Genomic DNA, 17,315 nt, shown 5'->3' with positions numbered 1-17,315 from the left:
ATTCTGTTTTCCCTTGACGGCCAGTATTTTCGAATTATACTAATACTTAACGAATATATTCGACTCAATATGCACAGCCATTCGGTATTTATGCTGCGGATCACAAAATCGACGCAGTGGGTCTGCCAATAAAACAGGTATTGTGATATGGACTGCATGAGCGTAAAATGTACAAGACAGAAGTTAGAATAATTTTGCACACCAGAAATGGAGGTACTATATTTTGTTACAAGCTGTAAAAAGATTGTTTGTCGAGAAGAAACAGGGGTTCAACATCGAAGCTCAGGGACTTTTTGCAGATCTTCGGGATAATTTAAGCATTGCAGGACTGCAAGGGGTCAGAATGATCAACCGCTATGATATTTCCGGGATTACCGATGAAGAATATGAGAAATCCCGTACGATTATTTTTGCCGAGCCTCCCTTGGATATCCTTTACGAGGAAACGCTGAACATCTCGTCAGGGGACAGGGTTTTTGCGATGGAGTATCTGCCGGGTCAGTATGATCAACGGGCGGATTCGGCAGCCCAATGTATCCAGATGCTGACCCAGAAAGAGCGTCCGCTGATTGCTTCAGCCAAAGTGATTATCCTGGAAGGAAGACTATCTGATCAGGACTTTGCAAGAATCAAACAATACTGCATCAACCCGGTCGAATCGCGGGAAGCTTCGCTGGCAAAACCGCAGAGTCTAGAATTTGAAGCGGCAGAACCGGCCGACGTAGAAATTATGGAAGAATTTATCACTAAAACACCGGAAGAAATCACTGTGATGCAGCAGCGCATGAATCTCGCCATGAGTGTCGAAGACTTGCTGTTCTGTCAGTCCAATTTCCGGAATACGGAAAAAAGAAACCCGACCATGACCGAAATTAAAACGATTGACACTTACTGGTCCGATCACTGCCGGCACACGACATTTCAGACTGAAATTGAAGAAGTCGATATCAAGGATGGAAATTTTTCCGGGCCTATCAAAACGGCTTTCGATTGCTATAAGGCTTCCAGAGCTAAGGTATATCAGGACAAGCTGCCCACTAAGGACATTTGTCTGATGGATATCGCTACAATGGGGATGAAAGAGCTCAAAATGGCAGGCCTGCTTAATGATCTGGATGAATCTGATGAAATCAATGCCTGCAGTATTGTTGTGACTGCCGAGGTGAACGGCCGGGAAGAAGAATGGCTGGTGATGTTTAAAAACGAAACGCATAATCACCCGACAGAAATCGAACCGTTTGGCGGTGCTGCCACCTGTCTGGGTGGTGCGATCCGAGACCCATTATCAGGCCGGACCTATGTCTATCAGGCGATGCGGGTCACCGGCAGCGGCGATCCGCGGGTAAAGGTCGAAGATACTTTATCCGGTAAACTGCCTCAAAGAAAGATTACCACCGTTGCTGCAGCCGGATATAGTTCTTACGGCAATCAAATCGGACTGGCGACAGGTCAGGTCGCCGAAGTCTATGACGAAGGCTTTATCGCTAAAAGAATGGAGATTGGTGCGGTCATCGGTGCTGCCCCCAGAAAAAACGTCATCCGCAAACCTCCTGAAGAGGGTGACGTGATTGTTCTGGTTGGCGGCAGGACGGGCCGGGATGGCTGCGGCGGAGCGACGGGCTCTTCCAAAGAGCATACGTTGGAATCGTTGACCAGCTGCGGTGCCGAAGTCCAGAAGGGCAATCCGCCGAATGAAAGAAAGATTCAGCGGCTGTTCCGCAATCCGGAAGTGAGTACGCTTATTAAAAAATGCAACGACTTTGGTGCCGGCGGTGTCTCTGTTGCCGTGGGGGAACTAACTGACGGCCTTGATATCTGTCTGGATGCCGTGCCAAAGAAATACGAAAGCCTGGATGGAACAGAATTGGCGATTTCCGAATCCCAGGAGCGCATGGCTGTCGTCCTGGCAGCTGAAGATTGGGACAAATTTAAAAGCCTGGCAACCGAAGAAAATCTTGAAGCAACCGTTATTGCCCGGGTAACCGGCGATCATCGGCTTAAAATGTCCTGGCGGGGCAAGACGATCCTGGATCTCAGCCGTGACTTTCTGGATACCAACGGGGTCAAACAAAAGACGAAGGTTGAAGTGGCGGCGCCGCTGGAAACACAAAATTACTTTAACGCTATCCCCAGCTCAGTGGCCCGGGAGCTGCCGGATCTGCGAAAAGCCTGGAATGCTAATCTAGGCGATTTGAATGTCTGCAGTAAAAAAGGACTGATCGAGAGATTTGACAGTACGATCGGTGCGGCATCGGTACTTATGCCGTTAGGCGGAAAATACCAGCTGTCCCCGGCTGAAGGTATGGTCGCCAAACTGCCGGTACTTGAAGGTGATACGACGACAGCTACGATCATGACGTATGGCTATAACCCGCAACTGGCCAAATGGAGCCCGTTTCACGGGGCTTTATATGCGGTGCTGGATGCCGTTACAAAAGCGGTGGCGTTAGGCGGAGATTACCACAAGATACGCCTTACCTTGCAGGAGTATTTCGGCAAACTCAACGACGCCGGCAAGTGGGGGCAGCCTTTCAGTGCTTTATTGGGCGCTTATTATGCTCAAAAGCAGCTGGGTATTCCCGCTATAGGCGGAAAAGACAGTATGTCGGGCAGCTTTATGGAGCTGAATGTCCCGCCCACCCTGGTCGCATTTGCCGTTTGTACGGCAGATGCCCGCAAAGTCGTATCCCAGGAATTCAAACAGGCCGGAAGCAATGTGGTCCTGCTGAAACTGACCCGGGACGAACAGGAAATCCCTGACTTTGCTATGGCGGCGAAAAACTTTGTAAAAGTCTCCGACTTGATTCAGTCAGGCTGGGTGCGCTCTTCACGTTCGATCAGAATGGGCGGGATTGCCGGTGCCGTCAGCGAGATGGCTTTCGGCAATATGATTGGTTTCCATTTCAGCAGACAAATAGAGTCTTCAGACCTGTTCCGGACAGATTATGGTTCGATTCTGTTGGAATTGGATGAGAAAGCTGACCTGCCTGCTTTGTTTGGCGATGTCGAATACGAATTACTCGGCTGCACGCAGGAGAAACCAGCAATCGCTGTCAACGGAGTCGAGTTGCTGCTGACGGATATGCTAGGCCAATGGGAAATGCCGCTGGAAAAAATCTTTCCAAGCAAGGGTGAGAATGCCGAAAATACCGAAAAACCTCGGGCAGTCAGCTTTGACAAGCGCAGTACTTTCAGACCGGCGATTAAAGCAGCAAAACCACGGGTATTTATCCCTGTTTTTCCGGGGACAAACTGTGAATATGATTCTGCCAAAGCTTTCACGAAAGCCGGTGGTCTGGTCGAAACCATGGTTATTCGAAATCTCAGCGCCGCAGATATTGAAGGCTCGATCAAAGAAATGGTCAAAATAATCAATAACTCCCAGATCATCATGCTTCCGGGCGGTTTTAGTGCCGGAGACGAACCGGACGGATCGGGAAAATTTATTGCCACCTTGTTTAACAACCCACGCATCAAAGATGCCGTCATGAACCTTCTGAAACAGCGGGACGGTCTGATGCTCGGAATATGCAACGGCTTCCAGGCTTTGATCAAGCTGGGACTTGTCCCCTACGGGGAAATTAAAGAAATAAACGCAGAAGATCCTACGTTGACCTATAACAAGATTGGACGCCACGTTTCCTGCATGGCCCGGACCAAGGTTGTTTCCACACTTTCCCCCTGGTTTAGCGGTGTTGAATTGGGAGAGATTCACACGATTGCAGTTTCACACGGCGAAGGAAGATTTGTCGCGAGTCAGGAAGTCATCAGCAAGCTCATTCAGAACGGGCAGATCGCTACCCAATATGTCGATCTGAATGGAATGGTAAGTAACGATATCAAGGATAATCCGAATGGTTCCTTTGAAGCCATCGAAGGGATCACCAGCCCTGACGGACGGGTATTGGGTAAAATGGCGCATTCAGAACGGACCGGAACCGGTGTTGCTGTAAACGTCCCCGGCAACAAATACCAATCCATTTTTGAGGGCGGCATCCATTATTTCAATTAATAGTTCCGATCCAAATCATGTAGGCGCAACGACTATAGTTTCGATGCGCCCTCTCTGTCTGCAATACCCTAGAAAGAGAAAAGACGCCTCTATGAAATGAAGCGCCCTGTTTTGTTGCAGCATTTATTTTGGTAAATGAACACAAGTCTATTTCTTAATCTCGGTAATATTGACAATGGCTTTATTGGGCAGACAAACAGCATAGTCCCCTGGGTTTTCCAGCCAGCCTGTCCGGACACAAATCTGGTCGGGACAATTGGTTTCTTTAAATCTGATGCGGCCTTTTTCCACCAGAACAATCTCGTGGTACTTGCCTGGAAGGGTAATTTCCCGAGGTTCCTCGACTGCATTTAAATCAATACGTTCGATAAGCACGTTATTCTGTGTGATCTCGGCAAACCTGAGGTCTTTTCCATTTTGGGATTGATGGAATTTTATACTGCCTAAACCGATGAGCACGAGTAAGATTATGATACCAATTAGGATAATATCGTGTTTCTTCATGATATTTATAGGTTCCTCCTTGAGCACGCTCCATATGGCTGTCTGACTGAACAGAGCAAGAAAACAGAACATAACATCTACATTCCAGACATACTATAATTGATAAAACAAAACAGTGTCAAGAGAAGTCAAAAGGGAATATCTGTTAAAATGGATTATCAACGTATATTTAAACGATGAGTGCCGGCTGCTTTGGATCAAATTCAATATGCTGATTTTTGGGAACGGTGCCTTTAAGTATGAAAAGATAAATTGGTATATAACAAAAATGTAGGAAAATGATGTCGAATGAATAAGTAAGTATATAAGGACTATTGAAGTTTGCAGGCAATTAATATAAACTTAAGCCGTCACTAAAACGGTAAAAATAATTTTCAACTGGGTAATACTATGCAAAAGCATACATATAAAAAATATCTGGAGGGAATTAATATGCCACTGGTAACTTCTGCTGAAATGTTTAAAAAAGTCTATGGAAAATGTGCTGTCGGAGCATTTAACGTTAACAATATGGAAATTATTCAGGGAATTGTTGATGCTGCGAAGGAAGAAAAAGCACCTTTAATTTTACAGGTTTCTGCGGGTGCCCGGAAATATGCCAAACATATATACTTGATGAAGCTGGTAGAGGCTGCAGTGGAGGATACCGGTTTACCGATCTGCCTGCATTTGGATCACGGGGAAGACTTTGAGATTTGTAAGGCTTGTGTTGACGGCGGTTTCACATCGGTGATGATCGATGGTTCTAAGCTGTCTTTTGCCGAAAATATTGCGGTTACCAAAAAGGTTGTAGAGTACGCCCATGCGAAAGGCGTCGTCGTGGAAGCCGAATTAGGCAGACTCGCAGGCATCGAAGATGCAGTAAATGTCAGTGCTAAGGACAGCAGCTATACGGATCCGGAGCAGGCTGCCGAATTTGTTCATAAAACTGGTTGTGATTCCCTAGCTGTTGCGATTGGCACCAGTCACGGAGCGTATAAGTTCAAGGGAGAAGCCATGCTTGATTTCGAGCGTCTTGAAAAGATAGCCTCTCTGCTTCCTGGCTTCCCATTAGTTTTACACGGCGCGTCCACGGTACTGCCGGAATTTGTGGCAAAATGCAACGAATATGGAGGAGATATCAAGGGAGCGCAAGGTGTCCCCGAAGATATGCTTCACAAGGCTGGGACCATGGGAGTCTGCAAAATAAATATTGATACCGATCTACGCCTTGCCATGACGGCTTCAATCCGCGAGTATTTGGCGAATAGTCCTGCTGATTTTGACCCCCGTCAGTATCTAAAACCGGCTAGAGAAGCCATCAAAAATATGGTTAAGCATAAGATTGCTAATGTCTTAAACTGCAGTAATCAGCTCTAAGAATAGTATAGTGAGCGGAACGACAAATAAAAGATTATACTTAGTGGAAATACGAAATATTGCGAAAAAAGTAGACAGTTTAAGTCTGCTTTTTTATTTGATATAATGGAAAAAGGTATTTTGTAGATTTATGTAGAATTTTCCCAGAAACAATTTTTATAAGTAGGGATATTAATTGGAAAATAATCGGAGTAGGCTGGCAAGAACGGTTAACGTTCTTATTCTTGCTTTGCTGGTATTAATTCAAATTCTCTTGATCAGGTCCTGGTATAATAAGACCCTTGATGATATCGGCATCAACGCGATGACCATTTCTCGGGTTGTCGCTGACAGTATTAATATTACTGAATATGAAAAGTTACTTGCGAAGAAAGAGCCTAATGATTATTTTAGAGAGATGCAGGCATATTTTCAGCGTATTCAAGCTCAAACCGGAGTGAAGTATGTTTATGTCGAACATCAAATATCACCCAGCCAAATTGAATACATTTTCGATTCGGAGAAGGATTCTTTAGGTGAGACCGATGAACTGTCTACACCGGCAGCACATACGCATACCAAAGCTTTTCACACGAGAGCTCAGACTTCAACGCTTTGGGGTACTTTGATTACCGGCTATGCACCATTGGTCAATGCCGAGGGTCAGGTCATAGGCGCAGTCGGAACAGATGTAGATATCCAATATATTTATCAGGAACTGGCCAAACGCGTCGGGCAGATCATTCTTTATACAGCAGCCATGGTCGTTCTCTTCGGCTTGCTTATTTACTTCACGCTCAGTGAAGAAATACGAAGACGGCGCGTCGTCGAAAAAAATCTTAAACAAAGTATGCAGTCTGTGAAAAATCTGCTCAATAATGCCGGGCAGGGCTTCCTGTCTTTTGGATCAGACCTGTGTATTGAATCTGAATACAGCATTGAATGCCAGAGATTATTGGGCTCTGACTTAGATAAACGTAACTTTCCGGACTTAATTTATCCGAAGGATCAGGAACAAAGAGACTTTGTGAACAAAGTTCTTCTGGAATGTTTTCAGGAGAATGACCTGGTGCGCAGGGAGGTATTCCTTTCTTTTCTGCCGGATGCAATTTTCCTGAATAACTACTATATAAAAATCGAATATAAGTTTATCGCGGATAAGCGTCAGGAAGAAACACAAGCTTTGATGGTTATCTTAACGGATGCTACGGAAAAATGTGCTTTGCAGGAACAAATGGAAAATGAACGGAAAACACTTAAAATGATTGTTAAGGCTGTTATCAGCCGTAATGACCTTTTGGAACTTATTTCAGATTACCAGCGTTTTTGCCAGATGACCGTACCGCAGCTGGTTATTTGCAAAGAACCGCTTCAGCGGGTTATTGTCGATGTCAAACGAAGGATTCATACCTTTAAAGGGGAATTTGGCCAGTTTGAGATGATGCATATGGTTCGTTCTCTTCACCATCTTGAAGAAGAGATCAAATCTTTTGAACAAAGGGATTCAGCAACCAGTACTGGTTTAGGTATGCTCCTGCAAAATTTGAATCTTGAACATGTTCTGAATGAAGGTTTGCGTATTCTGCAGTCAACCTTAGGGGAGAATTTTATTGCCAGAGATAAAATCATCGAGATTCCGGAAGCAAAACTGCTTGAATTGGAAGATCAAATAGCGACGCTTATTCCATCGCAGGAGGCCAATATTCTGATTGACAAAATAAGGAAATTACGTTACCGCTCGTTCAAAGAGCTTTTAGCTGCTTACCCGAATACTGTAGAAGGCTTAGCTCAGGGCTTGGAGAAATCGTTGTATCCTCTTGAACTAGAAGGCGGAGAGTTCCCTGTAGATACAAAAAGGTACCAGGCCTTTACCAAATCACTGATTCATATTTTTGCAAACTGCGTAGATCATGGCATTGAAAACAGGGAAGACAGAATCAAAGCCGGAAAAGAAGAAAAGGGCCGCGTTGTCTGCGAAATGAAATTAGTTCAAGATCAAATATTATTAAAGATCGCTGATGACGGCAAAGGCTTAGACTTGGAAGGAATCAAACAAAAAGCGCTTGAGCTTGGGGTATTTACCGCAGAACAACTGGCAGAGCTGGACGATAAAGATATTATCCCACTTATTTTTGAAGACGGGCTTTCCAGCAAAGACAGTGCATCGATGATTTCGGGACGCGGCATCGGCATGGCGATCGTTAAACAAGAACTTGAAAAAATAGATGGTCATTTGGATATTGTTACAAATCCTGACACTGGAACAGAATTCAATTTTCTGCTGCCAATTGGAACCGGCACTCATAGTTACGACTGAGGAGGAAAAATGGCTAAGGTATTAATCGTTGATGACTCTGCAATTATGAGGAGGAATTTAGCTGCTATCATGGGGAGAGGCGGGCATGAAGTCATAGGCGAAGCGCTCAATGGCATGCAGGCTCTGGCTGAATATGGAAATTTGCATCCGGATATTGTGACAATGGATATTACGATGCCTCTGTCAGACGGCATCGAGGCGCTTGGTAAATTGCTCGGCAGGTACCCTAATGCCAGGGTGGTTATGATAAGCGCAATTAACCAAAAAGACAGGGTCTTCGAGGCAATTAAATTGGGTGCCAAGAATTACATTATTAAACCTTTTGAGGAAGACAAGGTAATCAATATTATAAACCAGGTCCTGGGTTTAAAATAATAGTTATCCGTGTGAATCAAAAATGATGTAAGGCCGACGAAGAGAGGGAGTTCTTTCTTTGTTGGCCTTCTTGTTAGGGTAATATAAATGATATTTACAACAAACAACTCGGATAGTATAATAAAGTTGTTTGAAAAAACGGCAATATCATGTTTTAAGGATAATCAATCGAATAGGGTAAATGAAACAGGATTAACCAAGAATCGGAGGAGAAAATGGCGTGCAATAAAAAGGAAACAATTGATTCTTTTACACATAAGTACAGCAAGATCTGTCAGGAAAACAGCTGGATTGATCCAAGCCTCTATAATGAGTATGGCGTAAAACGCGGCTTAAGAGATAAGAACGGGGAAGGGGTACTTGCCGGGTTAACCAATATCTCTTTAATCAAGTCTCATGACGAAATTGATGGAAAGCGGATTCCCTGTGACGGAAAACTTCTTTACCGGGGATACAATATCACTGATTTGGTCAAAGGATTTGCACATAATCAGCAATATGGCTTTGAAGAAATAACTTATCTGCTTCTGTTTGGATCACTGCCTAATGAAGAACAATTAGCCCACTTTAAAGACATTTTAGTGGAAAGCAGAAATCTTCCTAAAAATTTTGTGCGTGATGTCATTATGAAAGCACCGAGCAGAGATATCATGAATTCTCTGACAAAGAGTGTTCTTACCCTGGCATCCTATGATGAGACCATAGACGATGTGTCCTTAGATAATGTTTTGCGGCAATGTCTGATGCTGATCAGCATTTTTCCGATGCTGTGCGTGTACGGGTATCATGCCTACAATCATTATGAATGCAACGAAAGCTTTTATATCCACAGACCTGATGACCAGCTCTCCACAGCTCAAAATATCCTGAAAATGTTAAGGCCGGATAAACAATTTACAGAACTTGAGGCCAAGGTGCTTGATATCGCGCTTGTGCTGCATATGGAACATGGCGGGGGAAATAATTCTACGTTTACGACCAGAGTCGTTTCTTCTTCCGGCTCGGATACGTATTCCGTCATTGCGGCGGCCTTATCCTCTCTGAAAGGGCCAAAACATGGCGGAGCAAATATCAAAGTTGTCGAGATGGTGGCTGATATCAAATCCCACGTTGCCAACCCTAGGGATGAAGAAGAGGTCAAAAGCTATTTAACGAAGATTTTGAACAAGGAAGTGTTTGACCGAAGAGGTCTTATCTATGGGATGGGACATGCGGTTTATTCCATTTCCGACCCAAGGGCCCAAATCTTCAAAGGCTTTGTCGAGAAGCTGGCGGATGACAGAGACCGAAGAAGTGATTTTGAATTATATGCAATGATTGAGAGACTCGCTCCTCAGGTCATCGCTGAGGAACGGAAAATTTATAAAGGTGTCAGTGCCAATGTGGATTTTTACAGCGGCTTTGTTTACAGTATGCTGGATATTCCGCTGGAACTGTATACGCCGCTGTTTGCGATGGCCAGAATTGTCGGGTGGAGTGCCCACCGTTTGGAAGAACTGGTCAATGCAGACAAAATCATCAGACCGGCCTATGAAAGTCCCCTTATTGATAAGGATTATAGGGTAATGCAGGAACGGTAAGACCTCTATTCGATGATAAGCATTGGAAGGAGACAGTGTATAATTGCGGCTTAGGAGAAAACGGAGCGCAAAGCCCGAACTAGAGAAAGACACCAAGACCATTTTAGCCCCTGCGGAATGCAAAGGGAAGTGGAATGAAGTATTCGACAATAATGATCCGGTTCATTTGGAACTGGGCTGCGGCCGGGGGGATTTTATCGCATCACTTGCAGGCAAAACTGATAATATCAATTATATTGCAATTGATTCCTACCCGGAAGTACTGGTTTGTGTGTTAAGGAAACTTAATCAAAGCAAGCTGCCTAACGTCAGATTGGTTTCCATGCGTATTGAAGATACCGACAGTATTTTCGGACAGGATGAAATTGATAAAATCTATATTAATTTCTGCAATCCATGGCCCAGCAAACGGCACCATAAACGCAGGTTGACGCATCCTAACTTTCTGAGGAAGTACCAGACCTTTGTAAAGAAAGGATCGGAGGTTTGGTTCAAAACGGACGATGAACTACTTTTTGAAGATAGCCTGCAGTATTTTCAGGAGACCGGTTTTCAGGAATTATACCGGACATATGATTTGCATCAAAGTGGTTTTGAAGAAAATATCATGACCGAATACGAAACAAAATTTACAGGTCAGGGGATCAAGATTAAGTTTGCCGTTTTTAAGTATGAATAAATAGGATTCGCACCTATTTCTGGGAGAATGGACTGAAACCATGATTAAGCTTCCGATCAGACAGCTGGTTGAATTAATAATGCGCTGCGGGGACATTGACAGCAGGTATGTTTCCAAGGACAGGATGGCGGAGGGGGCTAAAGCGCACCGGATCCTGCAGAAGAGGAACCGTGAAACCTATGAGGACTATCGAAGCGAAGTTTCGCTTTCTGAAGCATATTGTTACAATGGCATTGATTATACGCTGGAGGGACGTGCTGACGGCATTTTCAGCTGTGAAGGCCGGACCGTCATTGAAGAAATAAAAACCACGGTACTGCCATTGGATTCTATTGACAAGGATTTCAGCGGCGCTCATTGGGCGCAGGCTAAGTGCTATGCGTATATTTACGCTGTCCAGAACGCTCTGACAGAAGCCGCCGTTCAACTGACGTATTTCAATCTGGAGACCAATGAAACCAAACAATGGCTTAATTTTTTTGCAATCAGTGAATTGACGGAATTTATCGGCAGTCTTATTCAAAAGTATTCGGTATGGGCAAGCTTTTCTGCCGAATGGGCAGAGATTCGGGATCTCTCGATCAAGACGCTTCAGTTTCCTTTCCCGGCCTACCGGCAGGGGCAGCGGGAGTTGGCTGTACAGGCCTACCGGGCCATAGCCGGCCGAAAGAAGCTGTTTGTGCAGGCCCCGACAGGAACCGGGAAAACCATCTCGGTGCTGTTTCCAGCCATCAAAGCGATGGGGGAGGCGAAAACCTCTAAACTATTCTATTTGACAGCCAAAACGATAACGCGTCAGGTTGCGGAAGAGGCAATCGAAAGAATGCGCCAAGGCGGTCTGAAAATGAAGACCTTGACGCTGACTGCTAAAGAAAAAATCTGCTTTTGTGAAAAGTCGGTCTGCCATCCCGAGTATTGTAAATATGCCAAAGGACATTACGACCGAATTAATGCAGCCATTTTAGATGCGATCAAAGAGTCTGATGATTTGTCCAGAAGTGTAATTGAGAAATACGCCCAGAAGCATACAGTCTGTCCGTTTGAACTTTCCCTGGATCTTTCGCTTTTGGCGGACTGCGTCATTTGTGACTACAACTATGTTTTTGATCCGAGAGCACATCTCAGACGCTTTTTTGCAGACAACAGCGGCGATTATGTGTTTCTGATCGATGAAGCCCACAACCTTGTGGACAGAGCGCGGGAAATGTTCTCAGCAAAGCTTGACAAAACTGCTTTTTACCAGGTGAAAAAAGCGTATAAGGGTAGAAATAAAGCGTTGGATAAAATCCTGAACCGCATCAATAAAAGGATGATTGACCTGCGTCATCAATGCGGGGAGCAGGGCTATCTGATTACGACGGAAATGCTCGCAGATTTTCTGAGCCTTCTTCAGCAATACACCGGAACTTGTGAATTGATGCTTAAGGAAAACAGAAGCTTAAGCGAGGATAGTGCTTTTCTTCAGCTCTATTTTGATGTGCTGGGTTTTACAGCAATCACTGAATTTTACGATGAAAGATACGTTACTTTTGTGGAAACCAAGCGGGATGAGGTAACCGTGAAGCTTTTCTGCCTTGATCCATCGTTTTTGCTGGGAGAGGCTCTTAAAAGAGGCAGTTCGGCGGTGATGTTTTCAGCGACGCTGTCTCCGCTGGAATATTTTCGGGAGGTACTTGGCGGAGGTGAAGCAGACCATATTCTCTCTCTCGATTCCCCATTTGATCATCGGAAGCTTTGCGTGCTGACGGCTGACTCTGTTTCGACCAAATATAAAGAAAGAGAACAAAGCGCTCACCAGATTACCCGGATGATTGGTTCCTTTGTCGCCCAGAAAACGGGGAATTACATTGTTTATTTTCCATCGTATAAATATATGAACGATGTTTTTGCTGAGTTTGCTTCGGCCTGTCCCGATATCACCGCTGTGGCCCAGGAAGCTTCAATGGCTGAAGAAGAACGGGAACGTTTCCTGCTAAGTTTCAAAGAGAATCCTGAGAAAACCTATGTAGCTTTCTGCGTGCTCGGCGGAATATTCTCCGAAGGCATTGATCTGAAGGGAAGCAGGCTGATTGGTACGGCGATTGTAAGCGTGGGACTGCCCCAGCTAAGTGTTCAGCAGAATATCATTCGGGATTACTTTAACAGCAAAAACGGTCTCGGCTACGAATATGCGTATATGTATCCCGGAATGAACAAGGTGATGCAGGCTGCCGGCAGGGTGATTCGCAGCGAAAACGATATCGGTGCCGTTTTGCTTATTGACGAGCGGTACAGCAACAAGAAATATATAAAGCTGTTTCCAAAACACTGGATGCGGCGCAGAAACATCAAAGACAGCAAGTCTCTTGAGAAAAACCTGGGATTGTTCTGGCAGACATGGCAGTATAGGTAATCCCTAAAAAGCGGGAAAGAATGAGAGAAGTAATATAAGACATAAATATAGGACATAAATATAGGACATAGTAAGATGACTCAGAATAAATCGGAGGCATTTTTTTTATGCAATATTTACAGAATCGTTACAATTACGCAAAGTCTACGCAATAATAAATTGTTATTGTATATATAGCAAAAACATTGGAAGAGATCAGTTTATACTGAAAACTTTAATAATGAGAGGAAGAATTGAAAATGAAAAAACTGTTTACGCTTATATTGGTAGGTATTCTGGCTTTAGCTTTCACCGGCTGCGGAAGCAAAGACAGCACTTCCCAATCCGACCAACAGCAGGCACAGACTGAGTCCGCAGAAATTACCATCGCAGGATCCACATCGGTTCAGCCGATTTCCGAAGCACTCACAGAAGCATTCATGGCGAAAAACCCTAACATTAAAGTTAACGTCCAGGGAGGCGGTTCCGGAGCAGGAATCAAAGCTGCCCAGGAAGGCACCGCGGATATCGGATCTTCTTCCCGTGAGCTGAAACCTGAAGAGACCGGTCTGACGGAAACCGTTATCTGTAAGGATGGCGTTGCTATCGTAGTCAATTCCAAAAACGTAGTCAAAGATCTGAGTATCGAGCAGATTAAAAAGATTTATAGCGGTGAAACCACCAACTGGAAAGAAGTTGGCGGAGCTAGCCAGACAATCAATGTGATTACAAGAGAAGCAGGTTCCGGAACACGCGGAGCATTTGAAGAACTGGTCATGGGCAAAGATAATCCGATCAGTGACAAAGCAATTGTCCAGAACTCCACTGGTGCTGCGAGAACTTCTGTAGCCGGTGATGTGAATGCGATTGCCTATATTTCGATGGCAAGCATTGATGACACTGTGAAAGCAGTAACCGTAGAAGGTATTGAGGCCAATGCGAAGAATGTCCTGAATGGCTCGTACAAAATCCAGCGTCCGTTCCTCTATCTGACCAAAGCGGCGCCTTCGGGTGCAGTGAAGACCTATATTGACTTTGTCATGTCGGATCAAGGACAAAGCATCATTCAAAAAGAAGGTCTTGTATTGGTCAAATGACCCAAGATTCGTCCAATGCAACAGCTATATCCATAGAAAGAGTGCAGCATACTCAATCAATACAAATGAAGATAATTTGGGTCAGACAGGGTAAGTAATTATTTCACCCTGTCTGACCCAGTTAAACGTTTATCCCGAAGATTTCTCCATTAGCACTCATCGGGTTACACGATCGCTCATATCGCTTAAAAAATATTTTGATGAAAATGGGCTAGCCAAATAAGATTAAATATAGGGGATTGATCACCGATGGAAAGAACAAAAGTTGCATTTAGTGATGAAGCGTTTATTCAGACGTTTTGCACCGTTACGAATACATGTTTTTTTCATAGAGATGAAATAGTTTTTATGCTGTTATATAATATGAAATAGATATGGCTTATTCTTATTGATGAAACGTTATAAATGCGAAGCATTTATCGAGGAGGACGATATGAGCAAAAGAATCTTGGTTGTGGAAGATGAAGAAGCGATTGCCCGCCTGATCAGTTATAATCTTCAAAAAGAAGGATTTGAAGTTCAGGTTTCAGGAGATGGACTTGAAGCACTGGGGAAAATTCGATCAGAAAAACCAGATTTGCTTATTCTCGATATTATGCTTCCTGGAATGGATGGCTATGAAATCTGCCAAGCAGTCAGGAAAGAAGACAGTTCTCTCCCTGTTATTATGTTGTCGGCGAGAGATGATGAGCTGGATAAAATTCTTGGTCTGGAACTTGGCGGGGATGACTATCTGACAAAACCATTCAGTCCGAGAGAGCTTATTGCCCGGGTACGCGCTTTATTGCGGCGGGCCCAAACGACTCAGGCAGCACCTGACCACGAGACTTTTTTGATCGACAGGCTGGCTGTTGATTTTTCCGGACGTGAAATTAGCGTGAATGATCAGATTGTACCGCTTACGCCAAAGGAGTTTGAACTGCTGGAGTATTTAATCCGCCATCGAGGAAAAGTGGTAAGCCGAGATCAGCTGTTAGACAGAGTATGGAACTATGATTTCGCGGGTGATACCAGGATTGTTGATGTTCATATCAGCAGGCTTCGAGAAAAAATTGAGCCCGACCCTAAAAACCCGTCTTATATCCAGACGGTTCGCGGGGTCGGATACAGGTTTAAGGAGCGAGGCTGATGTTGAAAAGTCTGAAAATGAAATTCACAGTTGGCTTTATTGCACTAGCACTGCTTTCAATGCTTGTATCAGGCGTTTATCTTATCAAGGTGCTCGATAACTATTTTATTGAAAATCTGCAGGCTAAACTTTTGGTTGAGGCGAAATTGGTCAGAGAAATGGTTATCGATGAATTTGGTTCGCTGAATATGGTCTCGGATATTGAAAAAATTACCGGTGATCTTGCAAACGTTACTAGCACCAGGGTTACGGTGATCGATGCAAATGGCGTTGTTCTGGGTGATTCTGAGCAGCTGCCGACGCTTATGGAGAACCATCTCGGGCGTCCCGAAATCCACCAGGCGATCAGCGAAGGTGTCGGGATAGCGGAGAGAGAAAGTACAACGCTTAATACGCAAATGATGTATCTGGCGCTGCCTGTTGAGAAAGACGGGGAAATTAAGGGCTTTGTTCGCCTGGCACTTCCGATGACCGAAATTACGACGGCCCTATCCAAACTGTGGAGCATGCTGTTCATAGCTCTCTTAATGGCTACAGTAATCGCCGGCATCTTAGGGTTTAAGCTATCGCAGCGTCTGACAAAGCCAATTCAGGAAATGACAGCCGCAGCTCAAAATATTGCTGGGGGTGATTTCAGCCTGCGTACCTACACGACCAGTCAGGATGAGATCGGGAAACTTGGGCAGGCTTTAAATCAAATGGCCCAGCAGCTGAAAGAAATGATTGACGAAGTCTCAACCGGGAAAAGTAAGCTTGAAACGGTCTTAGCGAATATGGTCAGTGGCGTTATTTTTCTCAGAGAAGATGGTAAGATCGATTTGATTAATCCGGCAGCCCTGAAGATTCTGGAGATCGAACCGAAAAATGTCAATCGGCATCAGATTGAGATTATCAACAATTACCAATTAAGTACACTGATTGATACGGCACTGAAAACGCACAAGGCCGCCAAGGATCATTTATTAATATTGTCTCCGCACGAAAAAAATATTGAAGTCAATATTACGCCAATTCTCGGAAAGGGAAATACCAACATCGGAGCCGTCATGGTGCTTCATGATATTACGGATCTCCGAAAACTGGAAACAATGCGCAGGGATTTTGTTGCCAATGTATCTCATGAATTAAAAACTCCTGTCACCTCACTCAAAGGATATGCGGAAACACTGCTCGATGGTGCGCTTGATGACCCTGAGACGGCCAGAGAATTTGTCAGAATCATCTTGACAGAATCAGAACGGCTGCGGATGCTCGTTGATGACCTGCTGGAATTATCCAGAATTGAATCCGGGAAAGATTCGGTGGAATGGCAGAAAATTGATGTGAGTGCTTTACTGCATTCACTGGAGGTAAAGTTAAGACCCCAGCTTGAAGCCAGGCAAATCGAGCTTACTGTCGTTTGTCCAGAGAAGTTGCCATATGCCTGGGGAGATTACAGCATGATTGAGCAGGTGTTGACAAATTTGACGGACAACGCTATAAAATATTCCGCAATAGGGGAAAAAGTCAAAATTGTCGCTTCCCAAGAGTCTGACGGAATACTGTTTGAGGTAATTGATTCCGGGCCTGGAATTCCGGAGCATGATTTACCCCGGGTTTTTGAAAGGTTTTACCGGGTTGATAAAGGCAGGAATCGTAAACAAGGGGGGACGGGGCTCGGATTGGCGATTGTCAAACATATTCTGGAGACCCATGGCACGAGGATACAGGTGGAGAGTACGCTGGGGCGGGGCTCACGATTCTATTTTATGCTGACCCAAAAATCATAAGTCTACGAATATCAGGTTAAACTTTGGCTTTTAACCTGGATGCTTTTCTGTTTTTTCCAAATTAAACATATTGTAAATAATAGAGATGTCTTGATTATAAGGCATCTATTCTTTATTAATGTGTATATTTCCATATCGTACATT

11 protein-coding genes are annotated in these 17,315 nt (G+C 44.4%); 10 read left to right on the top strand and 1 reads right to left on the bottom strand.

Features of this window, described 5'->3' with window-relative positions:
* Nucleotides 1-220 precede the first annotated feature (220 nt).
* Nucleotides 221-4,012 carry a phosphoribosylformylglycinamidine synthase gene (locus DHBDCA_RS13790; RefSeq protein ID WP_034377991.1) on the top strand — a complete coding sequence of 1,264 codons (3,792 nt, stop codon included), beginning with the start codon at nt 221-223 and terminating at the stop codon, nt 4,010-4,012.
* A 147-nt stretch (nt 4,013-4,159) separates the two neighbouring features.
* Here the strand turns inward: DHBDCA_RS13790 and DHBDCA_RS13785 are convergent, their stop codons facing one another.
* Complete coding sequence (locus DHBDCA_RS13785) at nt 4,160-4,516, bottom strand: NusG domain II-containing protein (protein WP_015044845.1); 357 nt, start codon at nt 4,514-4,516, stop codon at nt 4,160-4,162.
* A gap of 432 nt (nt 4,517-4,948) precedes the next feature.
* On the opposite strand from DHBDCA_RS13785, the gene fba reads away from it, so the two are divergent.
* The 9 genes from fba (at nt 4,949) to DHBDCA_RS13740 (ending at nt 17,171) form a co-directional block, all read left to right on the top strand.
* A complete protein-coding gene (gene fba / locus DHBDCA_RS13780; protein WP_019224607.1) occupies nt 4,949-5,875 on the top strand; it encodes a class II fructose-1,6-bisphosphate aldolase in 927 nt (308 codons plus the stop codon).
* Nucleotides 5,876-6,050: 175 nt separating this feature from the next.
* Entirely contained in the window at nt 6,051-8,171 is a 2,121-nt protein-coding gene (locus DHBDCA_RS13775) for an ATP-binding protein (protein ID WP_015044842.1), read from the top strand.
* A 9-nt stretch (nt 8,172-8,180) separates the two neighbouring features.
* Nucleotides 8,181-8,546, top strand: coding sequence for a response regulator (locus tag DHBDCA_RS13770; RefSeq protein WP_015044841.1), 366 nt, complete (start codon nt 8,181-8,183; stop codon nt 8,544-8,546).
* Nucleotides 8,547-8,761: 215 nt separating this feature from the next.
* Nucleotides 8,762-10,126, top strand: a complete 1,365-nt coding sequence (locus DHBDCA_RS13765) for a citrate/2-methylcitrate synthase (protein ID WP_015044840.1) — start codon at nt 8,762-8,764, stop codon at nt 10,124-10,126.
* 43 nt (nt 10,127-10,169) lie between these two features.
* Nucleotides 10,170-10,805: a tRNA (guanosine(46)-N7)-methyltransferase TrmB gene (trmB, locus tag DHBDCA_RS13760; protein ID WP_015044839.1), complete on the top strand. Its 636-nt coding sequence runs from the start codon at nt 10,170-10,172 to the stop codon at nt 10,803-10,805.
* A gap of 40 nt (nt 10,806-10,845) precedes the next feature.
* Nucleotides 10,846-13,197 carry an ATP-dependent DNA helicase gene (locus DHBDCA_RS13755; protein ID WP_015044838.1) on the top strand — a complete coding sequence of 784 codons (2,352 nt, stop codon included), beginning with the start codon at nt 10,846-10,848 and terminating at the stop codon, nt 13,195-13,197.
* A gap of 239 nt (nt 13,198-13,436) precedes the next feature.
* Nucleotides 13,437-14,273 carry a phosphate ABC transporter substrate-binding protein gene (locus DHBDCA_RS13750; protein ID WP_015044837.1) on the top strand — a complete coding sequence of 279 codons (837 nt, stop codon included), beginning with the start codon at nt 13,437-13,439 and terminating at the stop codon, nt 14,271-14,273.
* Between the two features lie 433 nt (nt 14,274-14,706).
* Nucleotides 14,707-15,402 carry a response regulator transcription factor gene (locus tag DHBDCA_RS13745; RefSeq protein WP_015044836.1) on the top strand — a complete coding sequence of 232 codons (696 nt, stop codon included), beginning with the start codon at nt 14,707-14,709 and terminating at the stop codon, nt 15,400-15,402.
* Nucleotides 15,402-17,171 (top strand): two-component system histidine kinase PnpS, encoded by a 1,770-nt coding sequence (locus DHBDCA_RS13740; protein ID WP_015044835.1) that lies wholly within the window; start codon nt 15,402-15,404, stop codon nt 17,169-17,171. The genes DHBDCA_RS13745 and DHBDCA_RS13740 overlap by 1 nt, the downstream gene beginning before the upstream one ends.
* Nucleotides 17,172-17,315 lie beyond the last annotated feature (144 nt).

The organism is Dehalobacter sp. DCA (genome assembly GCF_000305775.1).
Lineage (GTDB): Bacteria > Bacillota > Desulfitobacteriia > Desulfitobacteriales > Syntrophobotulaceae > Dehalobacter > Dehalobacter alkaniphilus.
Note: the sequence above shows the minus strand (reverse complement) of the source record. Positions and strands in the feature narration are given on the sequence as shown.